At 59.2% G+C, this 21989-nt stretch carries 21 protein-coding genes and 1 pseudogene; 1 reads left to right on the top strand and 21 read right to left on the bottom strand.

Going from position 1 to position 21989, the window contains the following annotated elements; translation table 11 throughout:
* The first annotated feature begins 32 nt into the window (after window positions 1–32).
* On the top strand, window positions 33–1253 hold the full coding sequence (locus tag FKG94_RS22115; RefSeq protein WP_142929114.1) for a hypothetical protein: 1221 nt from the start codon (window positions 33–35) through the stop codon (window positions 1251–1253).
* A gap of 139 nt (window positions 1254–1392) precedes the next feature.
* On the opposite strand, the gene FKG94_RS29410 is transcribed toward FKG94_RS22115, so the two are convergent.
* The 21 genes and pseudogenes from FKG94_RS29410 to FKG94_RS22015 form a co-directional block, all read right to left on the bottom strand.
* Window positions 1393–1614, bottom strand: a complete 222-nt coding sequence (locus FKG94_RS29410) for a YdeI/OmpD-associated family protein (protein ID WP_281284276.1) — start codon at window positions 1612–1614, stop codon at window positions 1393–1395.
* A 36-nt stretch (window positions 1615–1650) separates the two neighbouring features.
* Window positions 1651–1863 (bottom strand): annotated as a pseudogene (locus FKG94_RS29405) (DUF1801 domain-containing protein); the annotation flags it as partial.
* A gap of 296 nt (window positions 1864–2159) precedes the next feature.
* Window positions 2160–2555: a hypothetical protein gene (locus tag FKG94_RS22105; protein ID WP_142929113.1), complete on the bottom strand. Its 396-nt coding sequence runs from the start codon at window positions 2553–2555 to the stop codon at window positions 2160–2162.
* Window positions 2556–2621: 66 nt separating this feature from the next.
* Window positions 2622–3119: an alternative ribosome rescue aminoacyl-tRNA hydrolase ArfB gene (arfB, locus tag FKG94_RS22100; protein WP_425460064.1), complete on the bottom strand. Its 498-nt coding sequence runs from the start codon at window positions 3117–3119 to the stop codon at window positions 2622–2624.
* 114 nt (window positions 3120–3233) lie between these two features.
* Window positions 3234–3827, bottom strand: coding sequence for a GNAT family N-acetyltransferase (locus FKG94_RS22095; protein ID WP_142929112.1), 594 nt, complete (start codon window positions 3825–3827; stop codon window positions 3234–3236).
* Window positions 3828–3989: 162 nt separating this feature from the next.
* Complete coding sequence (locus tag FKG94_RS22090; protein WP_142929111.1) at window positions 3990–4715, bottom strand: ZIP family metal transporter; 726 nt, start codon at window positions 4713–4715, stop codon at window positions 3990–3992.
* Between the two features lie 437 nt (window positions 4716–5152).
* Window positions 5153–7033, bottom strand: a complete 1881-nt coding sequence (locus tag FKG94_RS22085; RefSeq protein WP_142929110.1) for a V-type ATP synthase subunit A — start codon at window positions 7031–7033, stop codon at window positions 5153–5155.
* Window positions 7030–7908, bottom strand: coding sequence for a hypothetical protein (locus FKG94_RS22080; protein ID WP_142929109.1), 879 nt, complete (start codon window positions 7906–7908; stop codon window positions 7030–7032). Before FKG94_RS22080 ends, FKG94_RS22085 begins: the two co-directional genes overlap by 4 nt.
* The gene (locus FKG94_RS22075) at window positions 7905–8678 is read right to left on the bottom strand and encodes a hypothetical protein (protein ID WP_142929108.1); all 774 of its coding nucleotides are present in this window, start codon (window positions 8676–8678) and stop codon (window positions 7905–7907) included. The genes FKG94_RS22080 and FKG94_RS22075 overlap by 4 nt, the downstream gene beginning before the upstream one ends.
* A gap of 3 nt (window positions 8679–8681) precedes the next feature.
* Complete coding sequence (locus FKG94_RS22070) at window positions 8682–9152, bottom strand: ATP synthase subunit C (protein WP_218943609.1); 471 nt, start codon at window positions 9150–9152, stop codon at window positions 8682–8684.
* Window positions 9152–10936 carry a V-type ATP synthase subunit I gene (locus tag FKG94_RS22065; protein WP_142929107.1) on the bottom strand — a complete coding sequence of 595 codons (1785 nt, stop codon included), beginning with the start codon at window positions 10934–10936 and terminating at the stop codon, window positions 9152–9154. Before FKG94_RS22065 ends, FKG94_RS22070 begins: the two co-directional genes overlap by 1 nt.
* Window positions 10933–11544 carry a V-type ATP synthase subunit D gene (locus FKG94_RS22060; protein ID WP_142929106.1) on the bottom strand — a complete coding sequence of 204 codons (612 nt, stop codon included), beginning with the start codon at window positions 11542–11544 and terminating at the stop codon, window positions 10933–10935. The genes FKG94_RS22065 and FKG94_RS22060 overlap by 4 nt, the downstream gene beginning before the upstream one ends.
* 7 nt (window positions 11545–11551) lie before the next feature.
* Window positions 11552–12886, bottom strand: a complete 1335-nt coding sequence (locus FKG94_RS22055) for a V-type ATP synthase subunit B (protein ID WP_142929105.1) — start codon at window positions 12884–12886, stop codon at window positions 11552–11554.
* A 468-nt stretch (window positions 12887–13354) separates the two neighbouring features.
* On the bottom strand, window positions 13355–13795 hold the full coding sequence (locus FKG94_RS22050; protein WP_142929104.1) for a PGPGW domain-containing protein: 441 nt from the start codon (window positions 13793–13795) through the stop codon (window positions 13355–13357).
* A 24-nt stretch (window positions 13796–13819) separates the two neighbouring features.
* The gene (gene glgP / locus FKG94_RS22045; RefSeq protein WP_142929103.1) at window positions 13820–16426 is read right to left on the bottom strand and encodes an alpha-glucan family phosphorylase; all 2607 of its coding nucleotides are present in this window, start codon (window positions 16424–16426) and stop codon (window positions 13820–13822) included.
* Window positions 16427–16440: 14 nt separating this feature from the next.
* Window positions 16441–16902: an OsmC family protein gene (locus FKG94_RS22040; RefSeq protein ID WP_142929102.1), complete on the bottom strand. Its 462-nt coding sequence runs from the start codon at window positions 16900–16902 to the stop codon at window positions 16441–16443.
* Between the two features lie 35 nt (window positions 16903–16937).
* Window positions 16938–18203, bottom strand: a complete 1266-nt coding sequence (gene glgC / locus FKG94_RS22035; protein ID WP_142929101.1) for a glucose-1-phosphate adenylyltransferase — start codon at window positions 18201–18203, stop codon at window positions 16938–16940.
* Window positions 18204–18229: 26 nt separating this feature from the next.
* Window positions 18230–18565: a PilZ domain-containing protein gene (locus tag FKG94_RS22030; protein ID WP_142929100.1), complete on the bottom strand. Its 336-nt coding sequence runs from the start codon at window positions 18563–18565 to the stop codon at window positions 18230–18232.
* 77 nt (window positions 18566–18642) lie between these two features.
* A complete protein-coding gene (locus FKG94_RS22025) occupies window positions 18643–19203 on the bottom strand; it encodes a DUF4136 domain-containing protein (protein WP_142929099.1) in 561 nt (186 codons plus the stop codon).
* 93 nt (window positions 19204–19296) lie between these two features.
* Entirely contained in the window at window positions 19297–21174 is a 1878-nt protein-coding gene (ftsH, locus tag FKG94_RS22020) for an ATP-dependent zinc metalloprotease FtsH (protein ID WP_342779113.1), read from the bottom strand.
* A 107-nt stretch (window positions 21175–21281) separates the two neighbouring features.
* Window positions 21282–21899: a DUF502 domain-containing protein gene (locus tag FKG94_RS22015; protein WP_142929097.1), complete on the bottom strand. Its 618-nt coding sequence runs from the start codon at window positions 21897–21899 to the stop codon at window positions 21282–21284.
* Window positions 21900–21989: the final 90 nt, after the last annotated feature.

Here is a 21989-nt window from a genome sequence, read left to right as displayed (position 1 = left end):
TGAAATAGCAATAGCTTATCAGTAGACTACAGTTGAATGCGATTAAAAATAGTGCAACCCCTATGACCCGACTTTTACTCTGCGCAATTTCTATTTTATGCGCCGCATTACCTCTGCATGCTTATTCGAATATCACATTCGAATATCGAACTAAAGGTAAACTCGTAGGCTTGAATCATGATTTTAGTAGTCTTGCCTTAGCTCAGCACAACCAGCTTTGTATAATTTCGGGACAAACGGTAAAAAAACAGGCCTGTTTTAGGTTTACCCATGCTCCACGCAGCGCTAAATGGTCCGCAAACCAGAAGTTCCTCAGTGTTGTAGAAACGCACTCAACCAGTAAAGCAGATTCGGTTTGGATAATAGATATAGAGACACAGCAAAAAGCACGGCTTTGGTCCAGCCGAACTACCGCGGCAGCACGCTCCTGGCCACCCTACGGCAATATTGTTTTACACGAATGGTTAGACAATGAAAGACTACTTCTTGGACAAGGGTGTGGAACAGAATGTATCTACTTCAATATCATACATACAAACGGTGAACTGAGTGAAAAGCACACTTCGCTAACAGTACAAGGTAATAAACAGTGGTCAGAATCTGATAACCGATTGGTTGTTACAGGTCACGCGGGAGCCTTGGATTCTCTCGTGGTCGACCCTCTCTCGTCGACACCGAAAACTGAACAACACCGAGCCGACTGTCTAACCACGCAGGAGTGGTTTCGTTACGAAGGAGCATTGACTCACACACAATGGTTGCTGTCCCGCCATCCGTGTAATAAGGGCACAGCTTATCAAGTGGGCGGCCCATTGGCTATCTATGATGTAACAACAAATAAAATGAAAACGCTGCGCGGAGGTTCCCCGGCTTCAGTAGGCCCTGCAAGGACATTTGTCGCTTCTTTGACAAGTAATGACAAGATAATCTCGGTGAACATCACTGCCATTGATAAAAACATAGTGTATTCAGCATTCCCAATACCAGACTACCCCACGCCTGACTTTATCACAGACGGCCTCGACGACATCAAACCCATCTGGTCAAGAAATGGCAAGTATCTGTTAATACCTAAAAAAAACATATTGCAGGGAATAGAGTATTTTAGTGGCTACTTACTCTCTCTGGACAAAAAAGTATTACAGCCCATAGCATTAGATATTATGCGCCCTCAGAAATACTATTTTGTTGGACAACAAAAGCTTGTTATTCAAACAAAAGACTCCTTATATTTTTACCGTCCTAATATGTAATCAGCATGAGTTATAATAAAGACCGCTGCGCCTACAGTTGTCACTTACTGGAGGTATGTTGACTAGGCTCCTCTGACCGTTTCAATCATCAGTTCATAAAGAACCCAATAAAACACCAGCGTGCCGATAAAAGCGAGATTCACCGCTCGCTCCAGCCCTTGCCGCTAAAAATCTTCGGCATACACTTTTCAATGCGTGTGATCCGGGTCTTTGACTGTTTAGCCGAGGAAAAATGTATCAGATAACCACGCTGCCGCCCCGGCGTGAGCGCAAAAAAGGCTTCTTCAAAATCGGGGGCCGCTTCAAACATTTGAATCAGCTCTTGCGGATAATCGAGCGGCGCATCACTGCCGGCGTCCATTTTCTTGCCGGACTTTTCAATTTCTATCGCTTCCCGGACATAACCGAGAATAGCAGGCTTCAGTGAAGCAATTGTCTGTGTATCCGTGAACCGAATATAGCGGGCATATCTGGAGTTTTCACCTGGCTTCTCGAGGATACTTTCAGGGTCTTTCATTTGCACCCCGCGAAAGAATGAAACTGTTACACTCCCCTTCAGTGCGCCCAGCATCAGTATGTTTTTACCGTTATAGGTATAGCAGGGCGCACTCCATTTTAACTCTTAAGTTAATTTTGTTTCCTGCAGTATTTCTCTGAGCGAGCGAAGCTCTTCGACCCAGGGCCGCACCTTACACTGTGGCGTACCACCAAACTCGCATCGACCACAGCCATTTTCCAGATATTGATCAACGTTTTTAGGTTTTACAGGCATACTCTTTTGTATCCCTTATAAGCATTGAACTTGGCGTAAATGAAAATCTTAAAATTCGTTTTAGCTTCACCGCTGTAAAATAAAACCTTATCACTGCATCTGAAACCTATTGCACAGACTATCGGTTAACTGCTTTATGCCGTATCGATCATCAATTCATAAAGAACCCAATGAAACGCCAGTGTACCGATAAAAGCCAGGACACCGCTGAGAACTATACTTTTGAACAACCTGGACTTGACTTTGTAGCTGAGACGACGCAAAAAAAGCAACGATAGCGGCATAAAACTGAGTAACCCCAAAATCAGAAACAACGCCCGATATTCCACCAGCACGGCTATCACAGCAGGCAATTCAGTGTTGAAACTGGTAAAGACATCCATAAACTTCGTCGTTACCGAGTACATCCAATAGTACAAACTGGCGCTCAACAAAACGATAATCACAGCGACAATATAGACGCCCAAACCAAGGTTCAATTCCCTGGGGTCCTCCAGGTCAGATTTTGGCGGTAAATAAGGTTCTGTCATAGAGAGGTTTCGCCTTTTTCAGGTGTCTGCTGACCTTTCACGTTTTAGTTATTCTCTGCCACAGCATTACATAGGCACCTTACCGCGCAACGCCTTGGTCTTGCCCCGTTTGGTTTTGCTGTCCAGTCGCTTTTTCTTCGCGCTTTTGCTCGGCTGGGTCGGCCGGCGCGGCTTCGGCGCGATGGCAACCGCCTTGATCATGTCGCGCAACCGCTCGACAGCATCATCCCGGTTTTTCTCCCGGGTGCGATAGCGCTGACCCTTGATAACAATGACACCGTCTTTACTGATGCGCTGATCTCGTAAGTTCAACAATCGGCGCTGGTAGTAGTCAGGCAGCGATGACGCCTTGATATCGAAGCGCAGGTGCACAGCCGACGACACCTTATTGACATTTTGGCCGCCGGGCCCCTGCGCCCGAACGGCCGAGAATTCGATCTCATGCTCGGGAATAGCAACCTTTTGAGAGATTTTCAGCACGCTGCCATCCCCGCGCAACTGTCGATAAGTGATTGGTACGCCACATACTACCACAGCAGCCAGGCGCGTAAGCAAGCTGTGCATCGACACCCGGTGACCACCCTGGACCTGCCCCTTCAGCCGCATGCACCGCAAAAGCGCCAATACCCACGACATCAGTCCACTGTCATCAGAGGGACAGCGCCCAGTGGCGGCAGCTCACGTCAATGTCTTCACCACCCGCACCGTCGAAGGGTCGTCACTCAACCCGGCTGTCACCGAGAAATCCAGCTTCCGGGCCAGCTTGCGCATGGGGTAGTTCTCCCGCAACACAAACCCCTCCAGATATCGCAGCCCCGCGCGGGTTGCCACCTCGATCAGTGCCTGCATCAACCGAGTGGCAATGCCACGGCCCTGCCAGGCATCGGCTACAGTGACGGCGAACTCCGCCGTGTCCGACTCGGCGGTGGCGACATAACGGGCGACACCGATTTCCTGCTCGCCGTTATCGTATTCGCCCTCTTCCTGTCCGTCCTCGCTATTTTCACCCATATCTTTCTCAATCGTGGCGATCAGCGCCCAGTCGTGGGGGAAATTGGGGTGGGTGAACTTATACAACAGCTTCGGCGGCAGTTCGACCAGACTGGAAAAAAACCGCAGGCGTTTTGAGCGTGCCGACAAACCGCGCACAAAAGCCTGTTCAATACCGGCATCCTCGGGTCGAATCGCCCGTAGCGTCACCCTCGCACCGTCGTCGAGTGTAAAGGTGCGCGGCGTAAACACAGATTCCGGTGACGCGTTGTGGTTGGACATACTGTTGTCTCCGAAATCGGCAGTGTCCCTGAGGGGCGCGGGACGGGCGAGGGACGCCTGCAACTCTGCTACTTAAGCATCCACCGCCGGGCTGGCACAACGCAGCAGATTTTAGTCAGTTGCTAAGTTGCAGGCGTCCCTCAAGACTGGCGTCCCTCAAGACTAGAGCTGATTTTCAATGTAGAGCTGTCCGAACATCGCCAGGCCAAAACCACAGACCGCTCCCAACGGCGGCGCCCAGTGCCGTTTGAGTCGCGCCTGCGGCGCTATGTCCTGGAAAATCAAATAGAGTATACCACCGGAAGCCACTAGCATAATCGCGCCCAAAACCTGAACCCGGTCGGCCAATATCCACCAGCCCAACAACCCCATCACCGGCCCCAACAGCGCCAGGCACCCCATCAACAGTAAAATTTGCCTCGGCTTCAGGCCGGCATTGGCGCGTAGTTCGCGATAGGAATTGAAACCCTCCGGCAAGTTCTGCAAGCCGATCAGTACCGCCAACAACGGTGCGGCCCGGGCATCGAGCGCCAACATGCCGCCGAGCGCAATGGACTCGGGCAAGTAGTCCAGTAACATAGCCAACAGTTGCGGGACAGACTTTCTCCTCGCCAACATACGGCTTTCCAGTAAGAAAAACAGCACCCCGCCGAGTACGATGTAAAGCGCCGGCAGCGCGTCGCCCTCGACATAGGCGGCACCCTCCGGCACCAGTACCAGGCCCACAGCGGCTACCAGGATACCGGCGCCGAAGGCAATCACGAAATGGCGCAGCTCCCGCTCCAGCCACTGGGGCCGGATACGCTCGATACCCGCCAGCGCACCACCCAGCGGAATACAGACGCCGGCCAGGCTGGCATAAAAAATAATCTCGTAAACCTGCTCCATACCGGTGCTCCGGCCATTAAACCTTTTCACCCAAAACGGGTTTTGCAAGTCCTCAAGGGACGCCTGCAACTTAGCAACTTAAACGTCTATCGCCTCGCTGGCACAGCCCTCAAGGGACGCCTGGAATGGCACTGCCTTGAGCAACTATGTGCCAATTGACCGGTCTGGCCCTGGCTGAAGCCTTCAGAAACACGGACTGGGCGTCCCCTCGATGAACCCGTCCCTGGGAACTTCACGACAGCATCCCTGCTGTCGAGAGTTTCTGAAGGCTTCAGCCAGGGCCAGACCTCCCTCCAGTACGCTTAACCGAGTCCGATGAGCCTGGAGCGGCGATCGACAAACTGAGGCAAGCACGCTTAAGGCAGTGCCATTCCAGGCGTCCCCTAAGGGCTCCGAAGTGAAAATATTTTCTGGTCGAAGCACCGGCTTTCACGCCGCTACGAAACCGGTGCACTCACAGGCACTGATTCGCTCGCGGCGGTACCCGGTGCTGTCGCGGCGAGCGGTTGTGCCGCCATCAGGTCCACAATCTGCCGGTGATAGTTTTCGTAGGTGTCGCTGTGCCACTGGCAATAATTGAGGTTGCGAAACAAATCGGTCAAGCGGGTAAAGTAATCACGCAACGGGTTTTTGTCGGTAAAGGAATAAGGCTTGAACAACACCTCCTCAATCAGATCCAACGATTCACGCTGCCGCGCGAGCGGCGTCGATACATCCACCGGATCGTAGGCGTCCTGTTGCAGGTAAACCATATCGATAAACAGCGCCTGGTGATAAGTGAGGTAATCGTCGAGACTGACCCCCTCCTCCCCCGTCACCTGCATCATGCGCAACACGCTGTCGCCGCGTACCAGCAACTGCTGCAAAGCGGCAATGCGCTGACTCCAGGATTCACCCATATGTTCGCGCAGCCAGGGTTGCAGTTGCTCCACATAGCGGGACCAGGACGCCAGCGGGTCCACCGCCGGGTAAAAGCGTTTGTAGGCGCGGTCGTAACTCAATCCCAAAAACGTCTTGACGGTATTGAGTGTGGCCTGAGTGACAGGCTCTTCAAAGTTGCCGCCGGCCGGGGACACGGTACCGATCAGGGTCAGCGTGCCGCGACTGCCGTCGCAGTTGCGAATCACGCCGGCGCGCTCGTAGAGATTTTTGATGGTCGATTCGAGGTAGGCGGGAAAGGCCTCCTCGCCGGGAATTTCCTCCAGCCGACCGGAGGTTTCGCGCATGGCCTGGGCCCAGCGCGAGGTGGAGTCCGCCAGCAGTAACACATTCAGGCCCATCTGCCGGTAGTACTCGCCGAGGGTCACGCCGGTGTAAATGGAAGCTTCCCGTGCCGCCACCGGCATCGACGAGGTATTGCAGATAATAATGGTGCGATCCATCAGCGTGGCACCGCTGTAGGGGTCCTGCAGATGCGGGAATTCGGTAATGGTCTCCACCACTTCGCCGGCCCGCTCGCCGCAGGCGACAACGATCACGATATCCACATCGGAGTAGCGGGATATCAATTGCTGCAGCACGGTTTTACCGGCGCCGAAAGGACCGGGTATACAGGCGGTGCCGCCCTTGGCGACGGGAAAGAAGCTGTCGATCAGCCGCAGACTGGTGGTCAGCAGCTCATCGGGGTACTCGCGGGTACAGCGGCGGCGTTCAAACAGGGCGTGCGGCAGCGGCACTTTCACCGGCCACCGCTGCACCATGCGCACCTCGCGGCTGCGCCCCTCCACATCGACCAGGCGTGCAATCACGGTATCGACGGTAAAGGTTCCCTCCTGAATCCAACTCAGCTCCACTTCCCCGGGCAGATCGAAAGGCACCATGATCTTGTGCGTAAAGCGCCCCTCCTGCACAGTGCCGAGCACATCGCCGGCCTGCAGTCGTTCGCCGATGCGCGAGCGCGGGCTGAAAGCCCACTTCTGCACCCGGTCCAAGGCGGCGATATCGACGCCGCGGGCGAGAAACCGCCCACTCATGATTTCCAGCCGATGCAGCGGATTCTGCAGGCCGTCGAACACCTGCCGCAACAGCCCCGGCCCCAACTCTACTGACAGCAGCTCACCACTTTGCTGCACCGGATCGCCCACGGCAACGCCGGCGGTATCTTCGTAAACCTGCACATCGGCGCTATCGCCGCGAATCCGCAACACCTCGGCTTTCAGGCGCTCCGGGTTCTGCGCACCGGTGGTGGCAGGACAGATATACACCACTTCGTTTTTCACCAGCGGTGCAATCACCATCCCGTCGTCATCGAGCACACTGCGGATGGTGATCACATCGTCGCGTACTGCAACCACTCGTGCCGTGGTTTCGCTCGTCATGGTGTGCCTCCGCGCCTCAAGTCCTGATTAGAAACAGTCTCTGGATGAGAAACCGTGTCCTGATGAAAAAGCGTCTCTTGATTGGCATCGCGGTTTTGATCGCCGCCGGCGTCTTTAGTTACCGCAGGTGCGATCGCACCAGTCAACGCCGTCACCGTGTCTTCAAATACCTGAGCACTGCGCTCGGCACTCTGTGCCAGCCAGTCGTCCACTAACTGCCAGCGCAATACGTAGACGATCACCGCCGCCAGATTGTGCTCGTAGCCGACCCGGCAGCAGCGTTCCCAACAATGGCTGTAGTCGTCCCAGGTGTGCTGCACCAGCAAGCGCTCCAGGCCGGCGGTGTCGCCACTCTCCAACAGCTCCCGCACGGCCGGCAGCCAGGGAAATCGATGTTGCAGTTGGAAATGGGGCTGCGACCACTGTTGCACCACCTGGCGAACGCAAGCGCTGAGCCCGGCGCCGGCCCCCACTGTTGGCGCGGCGGCACCGGCTTGACGGCGCCGCAATGCGGCCAGCAAACAACGGCGGTCCAGTTGGTTTTGCAGGCAGGTATACAGGTCCGCCAGTCCCCACTGTTCGCACCAGGTCTGCAGTTGCAAACCCGAGCCCGGCAGGTCGCGGTCAACCGCGGTCGGCAAGTGTTCGAACGGCGGTCTCGGCACACTGCGCTGCATGGCGTTGCAGACGCTGTCGAGCACCCGCCGATGCGCCGGCGACAACTGGCCCAGGCGTTTTCCCAATTGCCAGCGGGAAATCGGTAACTGCCGGGCTACAAACGGGCTTTTCAACTCAGGCAATGACAACAGCAGGTCGATATAGGTGGTATCGGCAGTATGGGCACTGTCATTGACACTAGCGGCGGTATCTCTCATTGCGGCTCGGCACCCGGCGTTGGCGGCGTCTCCGGGGCTGGCGCCGGTGCCGCGCTGTCCTTGTCTCTCTCTTCCAACTTTACGCCTTCCAACTCAACACCCTCCAATAAGGCGCGAAACCGCGGCTGTAGATAGGACAGCAGAATCTCGGCGATAACACCGTCGGTGAGGTCCACGGATACGGCTTTGTCGTGCAAGGTCAACTTCACCCCGGTGTGTTTGCCGGCTTGAGTTTTCAACTCGATCCCTTCACGCAGCAACCCCTGCAGTTCGGTAGTTAGCAAGGTCAGCAGCGGCTCGCGGCGCAACTTGGCGCTGTCGGCAGAAGGCTCAGCCTCGGGCTCAGCACACAGATAAACTGTACTGGGTTTCTCGGCGCGCGGCGCCCGCCCGGCAATTTCCAGCACCAGTTCCGCCAGCAGCTCCTTGCGCGCCAGGGTGTTGTTGACGCTGCGGCGAAAGCTCTCACTGAACTGGGTGACCAATTGTTCCTTCAATTTCAGCAGCGTATCCCGCGCGGCCAGCGCCAGCGCCTCGCGGCCGGCCTCGCGGGCAAAGGCGGCCTCTTTTTCGGCTTCTTCGAGAACACTGCGAGCCTCTTCCTGCGCCTGTTCCAACATCCAGTCGGCGCGCCGCTGCGCCTCATCGACAATGCGCTGCGCCTCGGCGCGGCCCGCCGCTACGCCCTTTTCCCGCAGTCGTTCCAGCAACTGTTCCACACCGCGCGAATGCAGGCTGGCCGGCTGCGCCTCGTGTTCCGTATCCACCACGGTTCAGCCCCCCGCACCCGGCAGTGAGCCGCTCAGCACCAGCGTAAAAACGAAAGCGAACACGGCGAAGCCCTCGACAATGGCGGCCGGCGCCAACACCAGGCCGAAAATTTCCGGTTTGTTTTTCGAGGCATTGACCGCCGCGATCAATGCCCGCCCCTGGTAAATGGCGCTGACCATCAGGGCCGCGCCGGAGAGCACGCCGAGGGCGAACAGGCCCGCCGCCGCCTCTGGCTCGATTTCGCGATTCAGGGTAAACATAATCACAATCCCGAAAATAGCCTGGGTGGAGGGCATGGCCGCCAGACCGATAAACTTTCCGTAGCCGCTGTCGCAATCCAACATGGCGCCGGCGGCAGCCTGTCCCACCCGCGCACAGCCGATGCAACTGCCGGCAACACCCAGTGCCACCGGTGCGAAAATGCCGATCCAGCCAAGCATCTGTATCGTCACCACTTCCATCCCCACGTCCATCACGACTCCTCGCGCTTGTTGAAAAAACGAAACGGGTAGCCCTCGCCCTCTACCGCCCAATTGTTGAACTCGAGCAGGTTCAGGCGCAGGCTGTGAATCACGCCGCCCATAATGGCGAGAATAAAATTGAGCCCGTGGCCGATCAGCAACACCAGAAACGCCAGCAACAGGCCGTACCCCGGCCAGGTCTGTTGCGCAGTCGCCGCCAGTTGGTTAAACGTCACCGCAAGCGAGGCGCTGGCCAGCCCCAGGGCAAACAGGCGGATATAACTGAGAATATCGCTGAAGGCGCGGGAAATCCCGTAGAGCCCGGTGAAGCCGGCACCCAGACGCTGCAGCAGCGTGCGCCAGTCGGTTACCGCCACGGGATTGCTGAACAGCAAAATGCCCAGTGCGCCAAACACCACAGCGGCTGTGGCTGCCGTCACGGCAGCTTCGCCGGTTACTGCCCCGATGTAAATCCACCAGGCCAAAAAACCACCGCTGATCACTAACATCCAGCCCAACGGGCCGAGCGCGGCGAGACTGCTGCGCAGGTGCCACAAGCGCATGCAGTGGGCGAGCAGCAAGTGCGACACGCCGACGGTTATCGACAGTTTGATCATGCTGTCGAAGTCGTTGATGTCGAGCACCCGCAGCTGTCCGGGCAGACTCTGGGGCGCCGGTGTCAGACCAAAATAACTGCCCACCAATACGCCGTAGCCGATACCGGCGGCCACCATGGCGACCCCCAACTGGCGCAGCCGTCGCCCCAGCCGCTGGCGCAGCGGCCACAGCACCACACCGACCACCGCCGCATAGCCGGCATCGGCGAGAATCACGGCGAAAAACAGCGAGAAAGACAAAAACATGGCGGCCGAGGCATCGAGGCTGTGATAACCGGGCACCTGAAAAAATCCGATCAGATCACTGCCGCTGTCGAACGGCCGGCGGTTGCGCAGCAGGGTCGGCGGATTGTCGGCTCCGGTGGCCGGCTCCAGCGACCAGGCGGCACCCAGGTCCCGCAGCGGTTGCAGTTGCTCCACCCGATCGGCCGGCACCCAGCAGCGCAAACTGAAAAATTCCCGGTCACCCTCACACCAGTCGAGCGCTTCGCGCAGGTCGGTGCTGTCGGCCAGCGCCGCCAGTCCCTGGTCGAAACTGTAAATCCAGCGGGTCAGGGTCACCCGCTCGATTTCAATTTCCTCGAGTCGCGCCTCTTGTATATCAAGTTGCTCACGCACTTGGCTGAGCGACTGGCCGCCGGTGTGGGAGCGCGGAAACGGAATCTCCTGCAACGCCGCTTCGTCTTCGGCAATCACTATCAGGTACTGGTAACGGTGATCGGTGCTGACCCGCGCCCAGGGCAGCCGCAGGTCTTTAAACGGATCGACTTCATGCAGCGGCAGGCGATAAAACCAGAGCCGGTAGCCGTCGAGTTCGCTGAGCGCCGGGTAGTGGAAATCGCCCCAGGGTCGCAGCGCCCGGTAGTGTTGCTTGAGCGCTTCAATGCGGTCGATCACTTCACCGCGGGCGCGCCGGTTGGCCAGTACCCGCTCGACCAGCGCCTCGATATCCACCGGTTGGCGGGGCCGAAACAAGCGCCGCCGGTGGGTGGCGCCCTGCAGGTAATCGCGCGCCTGGCGCAGGCGCCGCACTCCCGCCGCCGTGCCGGTCACTTCGGGGTGCGCCCCCGGCGGGGCGATTAAATGGGCGACCCCGAGGCGCTGCAACGCCTCGACAATGGCCGCTTTCTGATCCAGCGGACCGAGCAGCGTCATGCGCATCTGCGCCGCTATGCTCACGGTTCGGCTCCCGCCAGGGCGGCGGTTTTGCGTTTTGCCAATTTAGCGCGCACCACCGCGGCGCGCTCCTGGTCGTCGAGAAACAGGCGAATGGTGCGGATATTGGCCCGGGTTTCGGGAATCAGTACCTTGTCGAACAAGTTGACCCGCTGGGTGGTGGTTTTCAAGGCGGCACTGATGATCTGTTGGCGCTCCTCCAGCACCGCCAGCGCCAGCCGCGCTTCGATGGCGCGGCGCACAAAATCCAGATAGGTCTCCACCCAGTGCGGGGTGTCCCAGTAACTGTAGAGCGCGGTGTCGATATCGACACCGGTGAACACCGGCAGCACCAGTCCCAACAGGTTTTCACGCCCGGTGTGCACAGCCCGCACCGACACCAGCCCCTGCAGCGCGGCCGCACTGCGCTCGAGCATCGGCAGTTTGCGAGCCAGTTGGTTTTGCAAGTCGGCGAGTTCCCCCCGCAGGCGCTGCAACGCCTGTTCGGTGTGTTTTTTTTGCACCATTAGCTGTTCGCGTTTTAATTCCAGCGCCGGCAGGTAATGCTGCAAGTTTTGCAACTGCTGTTTTTCGCGGTTCAACACATTTTTGTTCAGTGAGAGCTTGGCCATATTCCGCTCACGACAACCAGTATTTGTCTTTGAGTTCCTGTTTGATCACCACCTCGGCGGGATCGAAACACTCCGCCAGTAACTTCCAGCACCCGTCGAGCGCCTGCTCCAGCGGCATGGCCACATCCAGCGCCATAAAACGCCGGCGAAACTGCTCGGCAAAGTGCAGGAGTTTTTTATCGAAATCACTGAGATCGAACGCCATCGCCTGCTTGCGCTCGGCGTCCACGCCCTCGGCGTAGTAGCGAATCATGGTGTTCATGATCTGGCCGTGGTCCTCCCGGGTCTCGCTGCCGATCACATGCTGCTTCAAGCGCGACAGCGAGCCGAACGGATCCAGTTGACCGTCGTGGAGGTAAAACTGCCCCTCGGTGATATAGCCGGTATTGTCGGGCACCGGGTGGGTGATATCGCCGCTCGGCATAGTAGTCACGGAGAGAATGGTGACCGAGCCCGCGCCTTTGAAATCGCAGGCTTTTTCATAGCGCCGTGCCAACTGCGAATACAGGTCACCCATATAGCCGCGGTTGGAGGGGATAGCCTCCATGCTGATGCCGATCTCTTTCATGGCATCGGCAAAGGCGGTCATATCGGTGAGCAGCACCAGCACCCGCTTGCCCTCCTCCACCGCAAAGCGCTCCGCCACCGCCAGCGCCATATCGGGGACCATCAGCCGCTCCACCACCGGATCGGAGGATTGATTGATGTACATGACCGTGCGCGACAGCACACCCGCCTGCTCGAAGGCGTGGCGGAAAAAATGAAAATCGTCGAAGCTCAAACCGAGACCGCCGAAGACGACGATGTCGGCATCGGCCTGGATACCGATGCGCGCCAGCAGCGCATTGTAGGGCTCGCCGGGTACGGAAAAAATCGGGATTTTCTGGCTCTCGACAAGGCTGTTGAAGACATCGATCATCGGGATATCGGTGCGAATCATCCGCGATGCCAGCACCCGGCTGACCGGGTTGACGGTGGGCCCGTTGATGGCAAACTTCGGTTCCAGTGACAGGTCCGGTCCGGTGTCGACCGGCTCGCCGGAGCCGTTGAAAATACGCCCGAGAATATGCGTAGAGTAAAACGCCCGCATAGGCTCGCCGAGAAAGCGCACCGAACAGCGGTTCGACAGGCCTTTGGAGCCGCCGAACACCTGCAGCGACACCACGTCCTGTTGCAGCCGCACGATCTGCGCCAGCGATATTTTTTGCCCGTCCTGGTCGATCATCGCCAGGTCGCGATTGCGAATCGGCTGCTGCACCATCTCGGCCGCAGGCAGACGGATACTGACGATGTCACCGACAATACTGATGATATCGCTATAGCTGGTGAAGTAGCCGTGCATCAAAACAGTCTCGAACCTGGAGGCCAGGCGTAAACATACCCGCTTTGACAAAAGGTAAGATGATCTTCGTCAAGCGAGGGACAGATTAGATACGATTGGTACGGCACTTCCTTAAGCGGATTTGTGCAATTTATTGACTCTCACGCGAATAGCACGTAGGTCTGGTCCTGGCTGAAGCCTTCAGAAACTCTCGACAGCAGGGATGCTGTCGAGAAGTCCCCAGGGATGGGTTCACGACGTGTTTCTGAAGGCTTCAGCCAGGGCCAGACCGATCAATTAGCACATAGTTGCTTAACTACCTTCGGTACACTTAATCAAGATCGATGTGATTGGAGCGGTGACCGATAGACTGATGCAGATACGCTTAACTAAGTGCCATTCGACTCTCACGCTATTTTTTCCTATCTCGATCGAGGTATTGGAGGTAGGTCTGCTTAAGGAGGTGCCATTAGTTGCGATAGGTACGGCTCAAGGCAGCGGCTCAACAATCAGCGGTGGCTGCTTGGCCCGGGCGCGAATCCAGTTGATCGTCTTCAACACATGACGTTCGCGCGCCATGGCCAGTTCCAGCCGTCGCTTGCCGGGAAATTCCAACAGACTGACCCCTATCAGGATCGTCAGCAGCCCCTGGCCGGGCACAAACAGCAACACCACCCCGGTTAGCAACAACACCAGCCCGGCCAGGCTCTTGAGTACCCTGAGCACGAGGCGCAGCAGCGGATGGCGGTCGCGCCAGCTCGCCCGCGGCACTGTGCCGGCCACGAAGTAATCTGCGGGCATGCGCGAGACCGCAACGACCAACAACCCGAGCGATACCACCGCCAGCGCCAGGGAGCCCAGCGCGACTTTGGTGACGATATGGGGATGCGCGGCAAACCAGTCGAGCACGACGCGGTAACTCTCCGCCAAAGCCCCCACTAAGTGGCCCTCGATTTAACACGGCTCGCTCCCAACGGTCGCATCCTCGCTCGTCTCTGTCTGTATGGATTGAATGTTTACCTCGCCGCTGTGCCAGACGATCAATGCACTCTCGGCGGGCACCTGCGCCGCGGCATGATAGGCCACGACCCGGGACGTGAAGTCGACGGCCGGGCGCCGGGTCTCTACCGCCAGCGTATAGAGGTAGCTGTTTAACGCGCCCTCGATATTAGCGCGATTTTGCATACTGACACAAAACGGTTGTTGCGCCGGCGCCGGCGCGTCGGCAAACAACTGCACATCCACCGCATCGGGGGCGACGCCACCCAGGTACACCGGTACCTGGAAAATCCAACCGTCGGGGGTTTGCCGGGTATAGACATCGCCGATATGCACTTCGTGCCAGTGTCGCTCGAGCTGGCGGCTCCAGCGGCGCAGTTCGCGCGCCAGCTTGCCCCGCTCGCGGGTGCGCGCGGCCAGGCCGGCGGCCGCGGGCATGTAGAGATTCTCCATATACTCACGCACCATGCGGTTGGTGCTGTACTGCGGGGTCAGTGACGACATACTGGTGCGCATTCGCTGAATCCAGCGGCGCGGCACGCCGCCGCTGTCGCGCTCGTAAAACAGTGGCACCACCTCCTGTTCCAACAGCTCATAAAGACGCTCGGCGTCAGCGGCATCGGCCCGGCGCCGGTCATCGGGCCCGTCGTGTTCGCTGCCGTCACCGAGCGCCCAGCCCACCTCCGGGGAGTAGGCCTCGGCCCACCATCCGTCCAGCGACGAGACGTTGAGACCGCCGTTGACCAGGACTTTCATACCGCTGGTGCCACAGGCCTCCCAGGGTCGCCGCGGGGTGTTGATCCACACATCCACGCCCTGCACCAACTGCTGCGCCAGGGCGATATCGTAATCTTCGAGAAACACGGCATGGGCGCGCACAGCGGGTCGCTGCACAAACTGCAGCCAGCGCTGAATCGCGCGCTTGCCGGCCTCATCCGCCGGGTGCGCCTTGCCGGCGACGATAATCTGCACCGGCCGCTCGGGGTTGGTGAGCAGGCGGGTGAAGCGCTCGATATCGTGCAGCAACAGGTCCGGGCGCTTGTACGCGGCAAAGCGCCGGGCAAAACCCAGGGTCAGGACATTGGGATCGAGGATCTGCGCCGACACCACGCTGAAATCCTCGCCGCTGTCATGCTGGGCGAGCTGCCGGGCCAGGCGCGTGCGGGCATAGTCCACCAGATCGGCGCGCTCGCGGCCGTTGACGACCCACAACGCCGCGTCGCTGACGTTCTCCAGCACCGATGTGTCGAGCCCGGCGATATCGCTGCGCCAGCGCTCCTTGCCGGCCATCTGGGTCCACTCCGCATCGGCCCAGGGGGAGTCCCACGAGGGCACATGAATACCGTTGGTGATATGGGTGACCGGCACCTGGGCGCGGGGCCAGCGCGGGTAGAGATCGGCGAAGATGCGGCGGCTGACCTCACCGTGCAGGCGACTGACGCCGTTGCTGCGACCGCAGGTGCGCATCGCCAGGTAGGCCATGTTGAAGGGTTCGTCGTGGTCGTCGGGGTCTTTGCGGCCCAGGGCCCCCAGCGCGGCGGGCTCAACGCCCAGGCTTTCGGCATATTCGCGACTGTAGCGCAGCAGCAAGTCGGTATCGTAACGGTCGAAACCCGCCGCCACCGGGGTGTGGGTGGTGAAGACGTTGCCGATGCGGGTGGCCCAGAGCGCCTCCCAGAAATCGAGCCCGGTTTTTTCCATATAGCGCCGGGTGCGCTCGATGGTGGCGAAAGCGGCGTGGCCCTCATTGAGATGGCAGGTATCCACCTCCAGACCGAGGGCGTCAATCAGCCGCCAACCGCAGATACCGAGGGCGATTTCCTGCACCAGGCGCTGCTCCTGGCCACCGCCGTAGAGCTTGCTGGTAATGCCGCGATCGCCGGGCTGGTTGAGGGGATCATTGCTGTCGAGCAGGTAGAGCGACACCCGGCCAACCTGCGCCTGCCAGATACGAAAGCGCACGTCGCGACAGGGCAGACGAATATCCACATGCATCCAGGCGCCGTCGCGACCGGACACCGGGCGCACCGGAATACTGGTGGGGTCGTTGTAGTGGTAGGTCTCGCGCTGCCAGCCGTCGGTATCCACCGTCTGGCGGAAGTAACCCTCCTGGTACAGCAGCCCTACACCGACCAGGGGCAGCCCCAGGTCACTGGCCGCCTTCAGGTAGTCACCGGCCAGTACACCGAGGCCGCCGGCATACAGCGGCAACGCCTCGCCGAGGCCGAATTCCATACTGAAGTAGGCGATCCCCCGCACCGGTGACTCGGGGTAGGTTTCCCCCACCCAGCCGGGTTGTTCGCAATAGGCGTTGCGGGCACTGATCAGGCGGCGCAGGCGCAGTTGGAACTCGCTGTCCTCGGCCAGTGCCTGCAGGCGCTCGCGGCTGATATTCTGCAAGACGACATAAGGGTTTTCAGTCAGTTTCCAGGCCTGCGGGTCCAGAGTCTCCCAGAGGGCGTCGCCGCCGTGGCTCCAGGTCCAGCGCAGATCGGTGGCCAGTAGCGCCAGGTCTTCCAGACCCGGGGGCAGTTCGCGCAGTGGGAAGAGCGAGGGTTCCATAGCGAGGTTCCAATTCAGGGGTTGAGGTCGATGCTGATATCGAGATGGGTGTCGGCCCGCAGGGATTGGGTGATCAGGCAGCTGTGCTCGGCTTTTTGCAGCAGCCTTCGCGCTTTTTGCGCTTCGCGGTCGAGGTCCGGACCGGCCGCGGCCGATCGATCGGCGGCCAGCGCCACGGTCAGGGTGAACGCGGTAAACCGGGTGCTGCCGTCGACCTGGTCGAGCACGCCCTCCACCTCACAATCGAGCGATGTCCAGGCAAACTTCGACGCCCTGGCAATGGCTCTGAATGTCAACACAAAACAGTCCGCAACCGCCGCTGCCAGCAGGGTTTCCGGCGACCAGCGATCGCCGGGGCCGCCGAACTCCGGCGGCGGGGCCGATGCCAGTGGCGGCAGCCCGGCGCCGGCGAGCCTGACGTCACCCTCGCTTTCGGCCAGCGCCTGAACCCGGTATTGATGGGGATACGCCTGCATATTTCACCTCATTGCGTTTTTCGGCGCCCGCTGTGCTAACGGGCGTAGTGTAGGGTCTGGCCCAGCATATCCGATGTCACCAGCACCACACCGGCGGCGGTGCGGCGAAAGCGCCTGGCATCGGCCTCGGGGTCGGCGCCAATCACGGTGCCGGGCGGCACACGCGCGCCCTTATCGATCACAGCCCGACTGATATGGCAATTGGGACCGATACTGACATCCGGCAACACCACCGCGTTGTCGAGCCGGGTGTGGGCCTCGACCCGGACATTGCTGAACAGCAGCGAATGGTCGATACGGGCGCCGGAAATAATACAACCGCCGGCGATCATGGAGTCCACCGAGACGCCGCGGCGGTCGCTGTCGTTGAAGATAAACTTCGCCGGCGGCACCTGTTCCTGGTAAGTCCAGATGGGCCAGTCTTTGTCGTACAGATTCAACTCCGGCGTCACGCCGATCAATTCCATATTCGCGCGCCAGTAGGAATCCACTGTTCCCACATCGCGCCAATAGGCCTGTTTGCCGTTGCCGGCGTCCAGAAACGGATAGGCGAACACCCGGTGCGGGCCGATCACCGAGGGTATGATATCGCCGCCGAAGTCGTGACTGGAGTCGGGATTGTCGGCATCGCGAATCAACTGCTCAATTAAAAACGCTTTGCTGAATACATAGATACCCATGGAGGCCAGCGCCATGCCGGGGTTTTCCGGCAGTCCCTGGGGCTGTGCCGGCTTCTCGCTGAAGCTGATCACGCGCCGGTCGGGGGCGACGGACATCACGCCGAACGCGCCGGCCTCCGCCACCGGCACCTCGATACAGCCCACTGTCAGGTCGGCGCCGTGTTCGACATGAAAGGCGAGCATGGGGCCATAGTCCATTTTGTAGACGTGGTCTCCCGCCAGCACCAGCACCAGTTCCGGATCGTGACTGCGCAGGATGTCCAGGTTCTGATAGACAGCGTTGGCGGTGCCGAGATACCAGGAGCTTTCGATGCGCTGCTGGGCCGGCAGCAATTCCACAAATTCGGAAAACTCGCCGCGCAAAAAACCCCAGCCCTTTTGGATATGGCGGATCAGCGAGTGGGCTTTGTATTGAGTGAGGACAGCGACCTGGCGAATATCGGAGTTGACACAATTGGACAGGGGGAAATCGATAATGCGATATTTGCCGCCAAACGGCACCGCGGGCTTGGCTCGCCAAAGCGTCAATTCCTGCAGCCGCGACCCGCGCCCGCCGGCGAGAATCAACGCCAGGGTATCGCGAGTAAGCTTGCTGACAAAGCGTGGCGTATAAGCCGGCATGTACAGAAATCCGTCAGTGGGCGGGATCAGGCGGCCAGGTCAGCCAGATTGTCGAGTACCCGGTAGAAGGATTCGTTGCTATCGGCCCACATCAGGCCGGCGCCGCTGTCGCAGACATGCACCACCAGCGCGCGCATAATAAACATGTCGGCCTGCTGGGTTGCCGGGCCGGTTTTCAGTTTGCCGGTTGTCAGTTTAATGGAGACAAAATCGCCGCTGCTCAGGTGCGCCTGGCAATCCTCGATGAAAAGGCCACCATGGCTGATGTCCCGCGTTGTGTAGCTACCGTATTGCCGGCCGCCACACCACAGTTGCGCTGTAAACCTGAGGGGTAATCTGAAACCGTTGCGGTGTTCCACCATCTGTCTCCTGCAAAACTGATCTCAACTGCGACAGGTGCCTATGATAAGCATGTCGGGCGCATCCATATTGACCTGGGTCACCTGTTGACCCGACCCGGCGGAAATTCTGCCAGGATTTGTTCCACCGCCTCCCTCACTGCGGTAACGGAATAGTTGCGCTGGTTAACCAAAGAGGTGTCCCAACCGCGCCACACCAGTTTGTTCTGGCTGCAGTTGATCACATCGAGAATCAACACGCCCTCTTCATAGGAGCGGATGTCCGGTCCGTCAAACAGCACCGAATGCCCCCAGCGCCCGTAGTAGTGACCGTAACCGATCCCGACACTGAACGGCGAGGACCTGAGTTTCTCCTTACTGGCCGTGTGGTAGGTGATAAAAAAGTCCGCCCCCGGCTCGGCGCCCGCCGCCACTTCGGCAAAGCCGCGCTCGGTCAATACGGCAGTGACGGCTGCGCGCACCCGATCGGTTAGCAACTCGCTGTCAAGAATCGGGTCATCTATCTCCCGCACCTCCGGCGCTACCCAGGTAAAGCGCTTGTAAGGGCCGAAATCAGTGGCGGCATCGTACTCTGTGCGCACTTGGGAAGCGCAGCCGGACAGCATCACAAGCATGGTCAGGCAGCAAATCAATATCTTCATCGGTTGAATCCCCTTTTCAGTGAATGACCTAACTGACTTCAAATAGCGGGCCTGTTCGACCGGGCGCGCTTTCCTGAAAAGCGGCGCAGGCGATCAGTCCGCCTCGTTGTCTTTGGGCCGCAAGGGACTGACTTTGGTGTTGACGCCAGGCCGCTTGCCGAGACAGGCGATGATGTCGTCTCGTTGCAGCGTTTCGCACTGTTCCAGTTTTTTTACCAGCCGCTTTAACTTTTCCACATTGGCCGTCAGGGTCTCCCGCGCGCGGGTCTCCGCCCGACTGAGCAGTTCGCGCACCGCCTCGTCCACCATTTGCGACGACGCCTCGCTGTGCACGCGCACCTGCGCCATCTCCTTGCCGAGAAACGGGTGCTCGCTGGATTCGCGCAAATCCATGGGGCCGACGGTCTCCGACATGCCCCAGCGCGCCACCATGGAGCGGGCCAGCACCGTCGCCTGGTGAATGTCGTCGTCAGCGCCGGAGCTGACGCTGCCCAACAGCAGTTTTTCCGCCGCGCGGCCCGCCAGCAGAATTGCGATACGGTCGCGCAGGTACTCCTCGGCATAGTTGTGCCGGTCTTCCGCCGGCAGTTGCTGGGTGGCCCCCAGAGAGCGACCGCGGGGAATAATGGAAACTTTGAAAATCGGATCGGCGTCGGGGAGAAAATACGCCACCAGGGTATGACCGGCCTCGTGGGTGGCGAGCCGGCGGTGTTCGTCGGCCAGAATAATCAGGTGGCGCTCGGTGCCGAGAATCACTTTGTCGCGCATGCGCTCGAAGTCGCGCCGGGTGATCTGGTCGCGCTGCTCCCGCGCCACCAGCATCGCCGCCTCATTGACCAGATTTTTCAGGTCGGCCCCCGAAAACCCCGGTGTTTGTGCCGCTAAATGCGCCAGGTCGACATCCGCCGCCACCGGTTTGCCCTTGATATGAATCCCCAGTATCGCCGCCCGGGCCTGGCGGTCGGGCAGATCGAGCGTAACGTGCCGGTCGAAACGCCCGGGTCGCAACAGCGCCGGGTCCAGCACATCCGGGCGATTGGTGGCGGCCAGCACAATCACCTGCTCGTGACCGGAAAAGCCGTCCATCTCCGCCAGTATCTGGTTCAGCGTCTGTTCGCGTTCGTCGTGGCCGCCGCCGAGGCCGGCGCCGCGCACCCGGCCCACCGCATCCAACTCGTCGATAAAGACGATGCTGGGGGCTTTTTCTTTCGCCTGCTTGAACAACTGCCGCACCCGCGAGGCGCCGACACCGACAAACATCTCGATAAACTCGGAGGCGGACAGGGCGCAGAAAGGTACGCCGGCCTCGCCCGCCAAAGCTCTGGCCAGCAGGGTTTTGCCGGTGCCCGGCGCGCCCATCAACAACACGCCGTGGGGCACCTGGGCGCCGAGCCGGCGGTAGCGCTCGGGGTCGCGAATATAGTCCAGCAGTTCCGCCACTTCGCGCTTGGCGTTGTCTTGCCCCGCGACATCGGCAAAGGTGGTGTCCGGGGTTTTGATCTCCACGTCGGCGTTGGGATTTAGAAACCTGGAAATATCGCGGCCACCGCCACTGCTGCCGATACCGCCGGTACCGTTTTGCGCGAGGCGGCGCCAGACAAAATAGTAAATGGCAAACAGCACGATCCAGGGCAACAGGGCCCCCAGGATAACCGTGGCACCACTGTTACCGGTGTCGGGTTCGACGAACACCTCCAGGTCCTCGCGATCGATCTGGACGAGAAACTCCGCCCCGATAAATGCGGGCAATGCCGTGCTGAAGCGAGTGACTGCCGGGCCGTTATCACCGAGGACACGCGCCTGTACCAGCCTGCCCTCGACCCGGTTGCCGCGCAGGGTGATTTCCTGCACCGCATCCTGCGCCAGCAGTCCCCTGAACTCGGTAAAGGATATCGACCGCACCGGATCGACCGGTCCCAGGCGCAGCACATAGGCGCCCCACAGCGCCATAAAAAGCAACGGCAGGAGCAGATATATCCAGTTTATTTTCGGCGCTTCGGCAGCGATAGCGGCTTACCTTTTTTGAGCATTGGATTACTCAAGGCTACACCCGTTACCGCTGCCTATATTGACCCGGATCAGTTTCTGCGGGCGGACGTCCCATTGGTCCCGGCAATGCCGGCGGAAAGGATAAAACGCATGGCTTCTTCCATACTGATATTGAGCGGCCGCACGGCATTGCGCGGCACCAGCACCGCATAGCCGCCGATCATATAACTCATGGGCAGGTAGACCAGCACACTGTCGTCGCCGTCTGTGCCGAAATCACCCGGCAGATGTTCCGGCATGGCCTGGGTGACAAAGCCGATTGCCCGCATACCGGTATCGCCGAAGGTTACCGACACCACTTGCTGAAAATCCCGCTTGCGGTTCGGGGAAAAGTAATCGAAGAATTCCCGAATGCCCCCGTACACGGTTTTAATGATCGGAACGTGGTAGAGCAGTTGCTCGCCCATGGCAAACAGGCGCTGCACCACGTAGGCGTGCATCAGCAGCCCTACCATAAAAATCACACCCAGCCCGGCCACCAGCCCCATGCCGGGCCAGTAAAAGCTCTCGGGGATTACCCAGCGAATCACACCGCCGAGCGCACTCTCCACCGAAATCGCCAACCAATAAAGCAGATACAGCGTCAACACCACCGGCAGGATGGTCACTAATCCGGTAAGAATATGTTTACTGATAAATCTCACCATGGTTTAGTTTCCCCCTGTGCTGGTGACGGTCTGTGGTGGTCTTGTTGTGCTCTGGCTGTGGCCCTGTTGTGGTGTGTTGTTGGGCCGGGT

This window comes from Exilibacterium tricleocarpae, assembly GCF_007004655.1.
Lineage (GTDB): Bacteria > Pseudomonadota > Gammaproteobacteria > Pseudomonadales > Cellvibrionaceae > Exilibacterium > Exilibacterium tricleocarpae.
The sequence above is the reverse complement of the archived record's forward strand: the minus strand, read 5'-3'. Positions and strand labels throughout refer to the sequence as shown.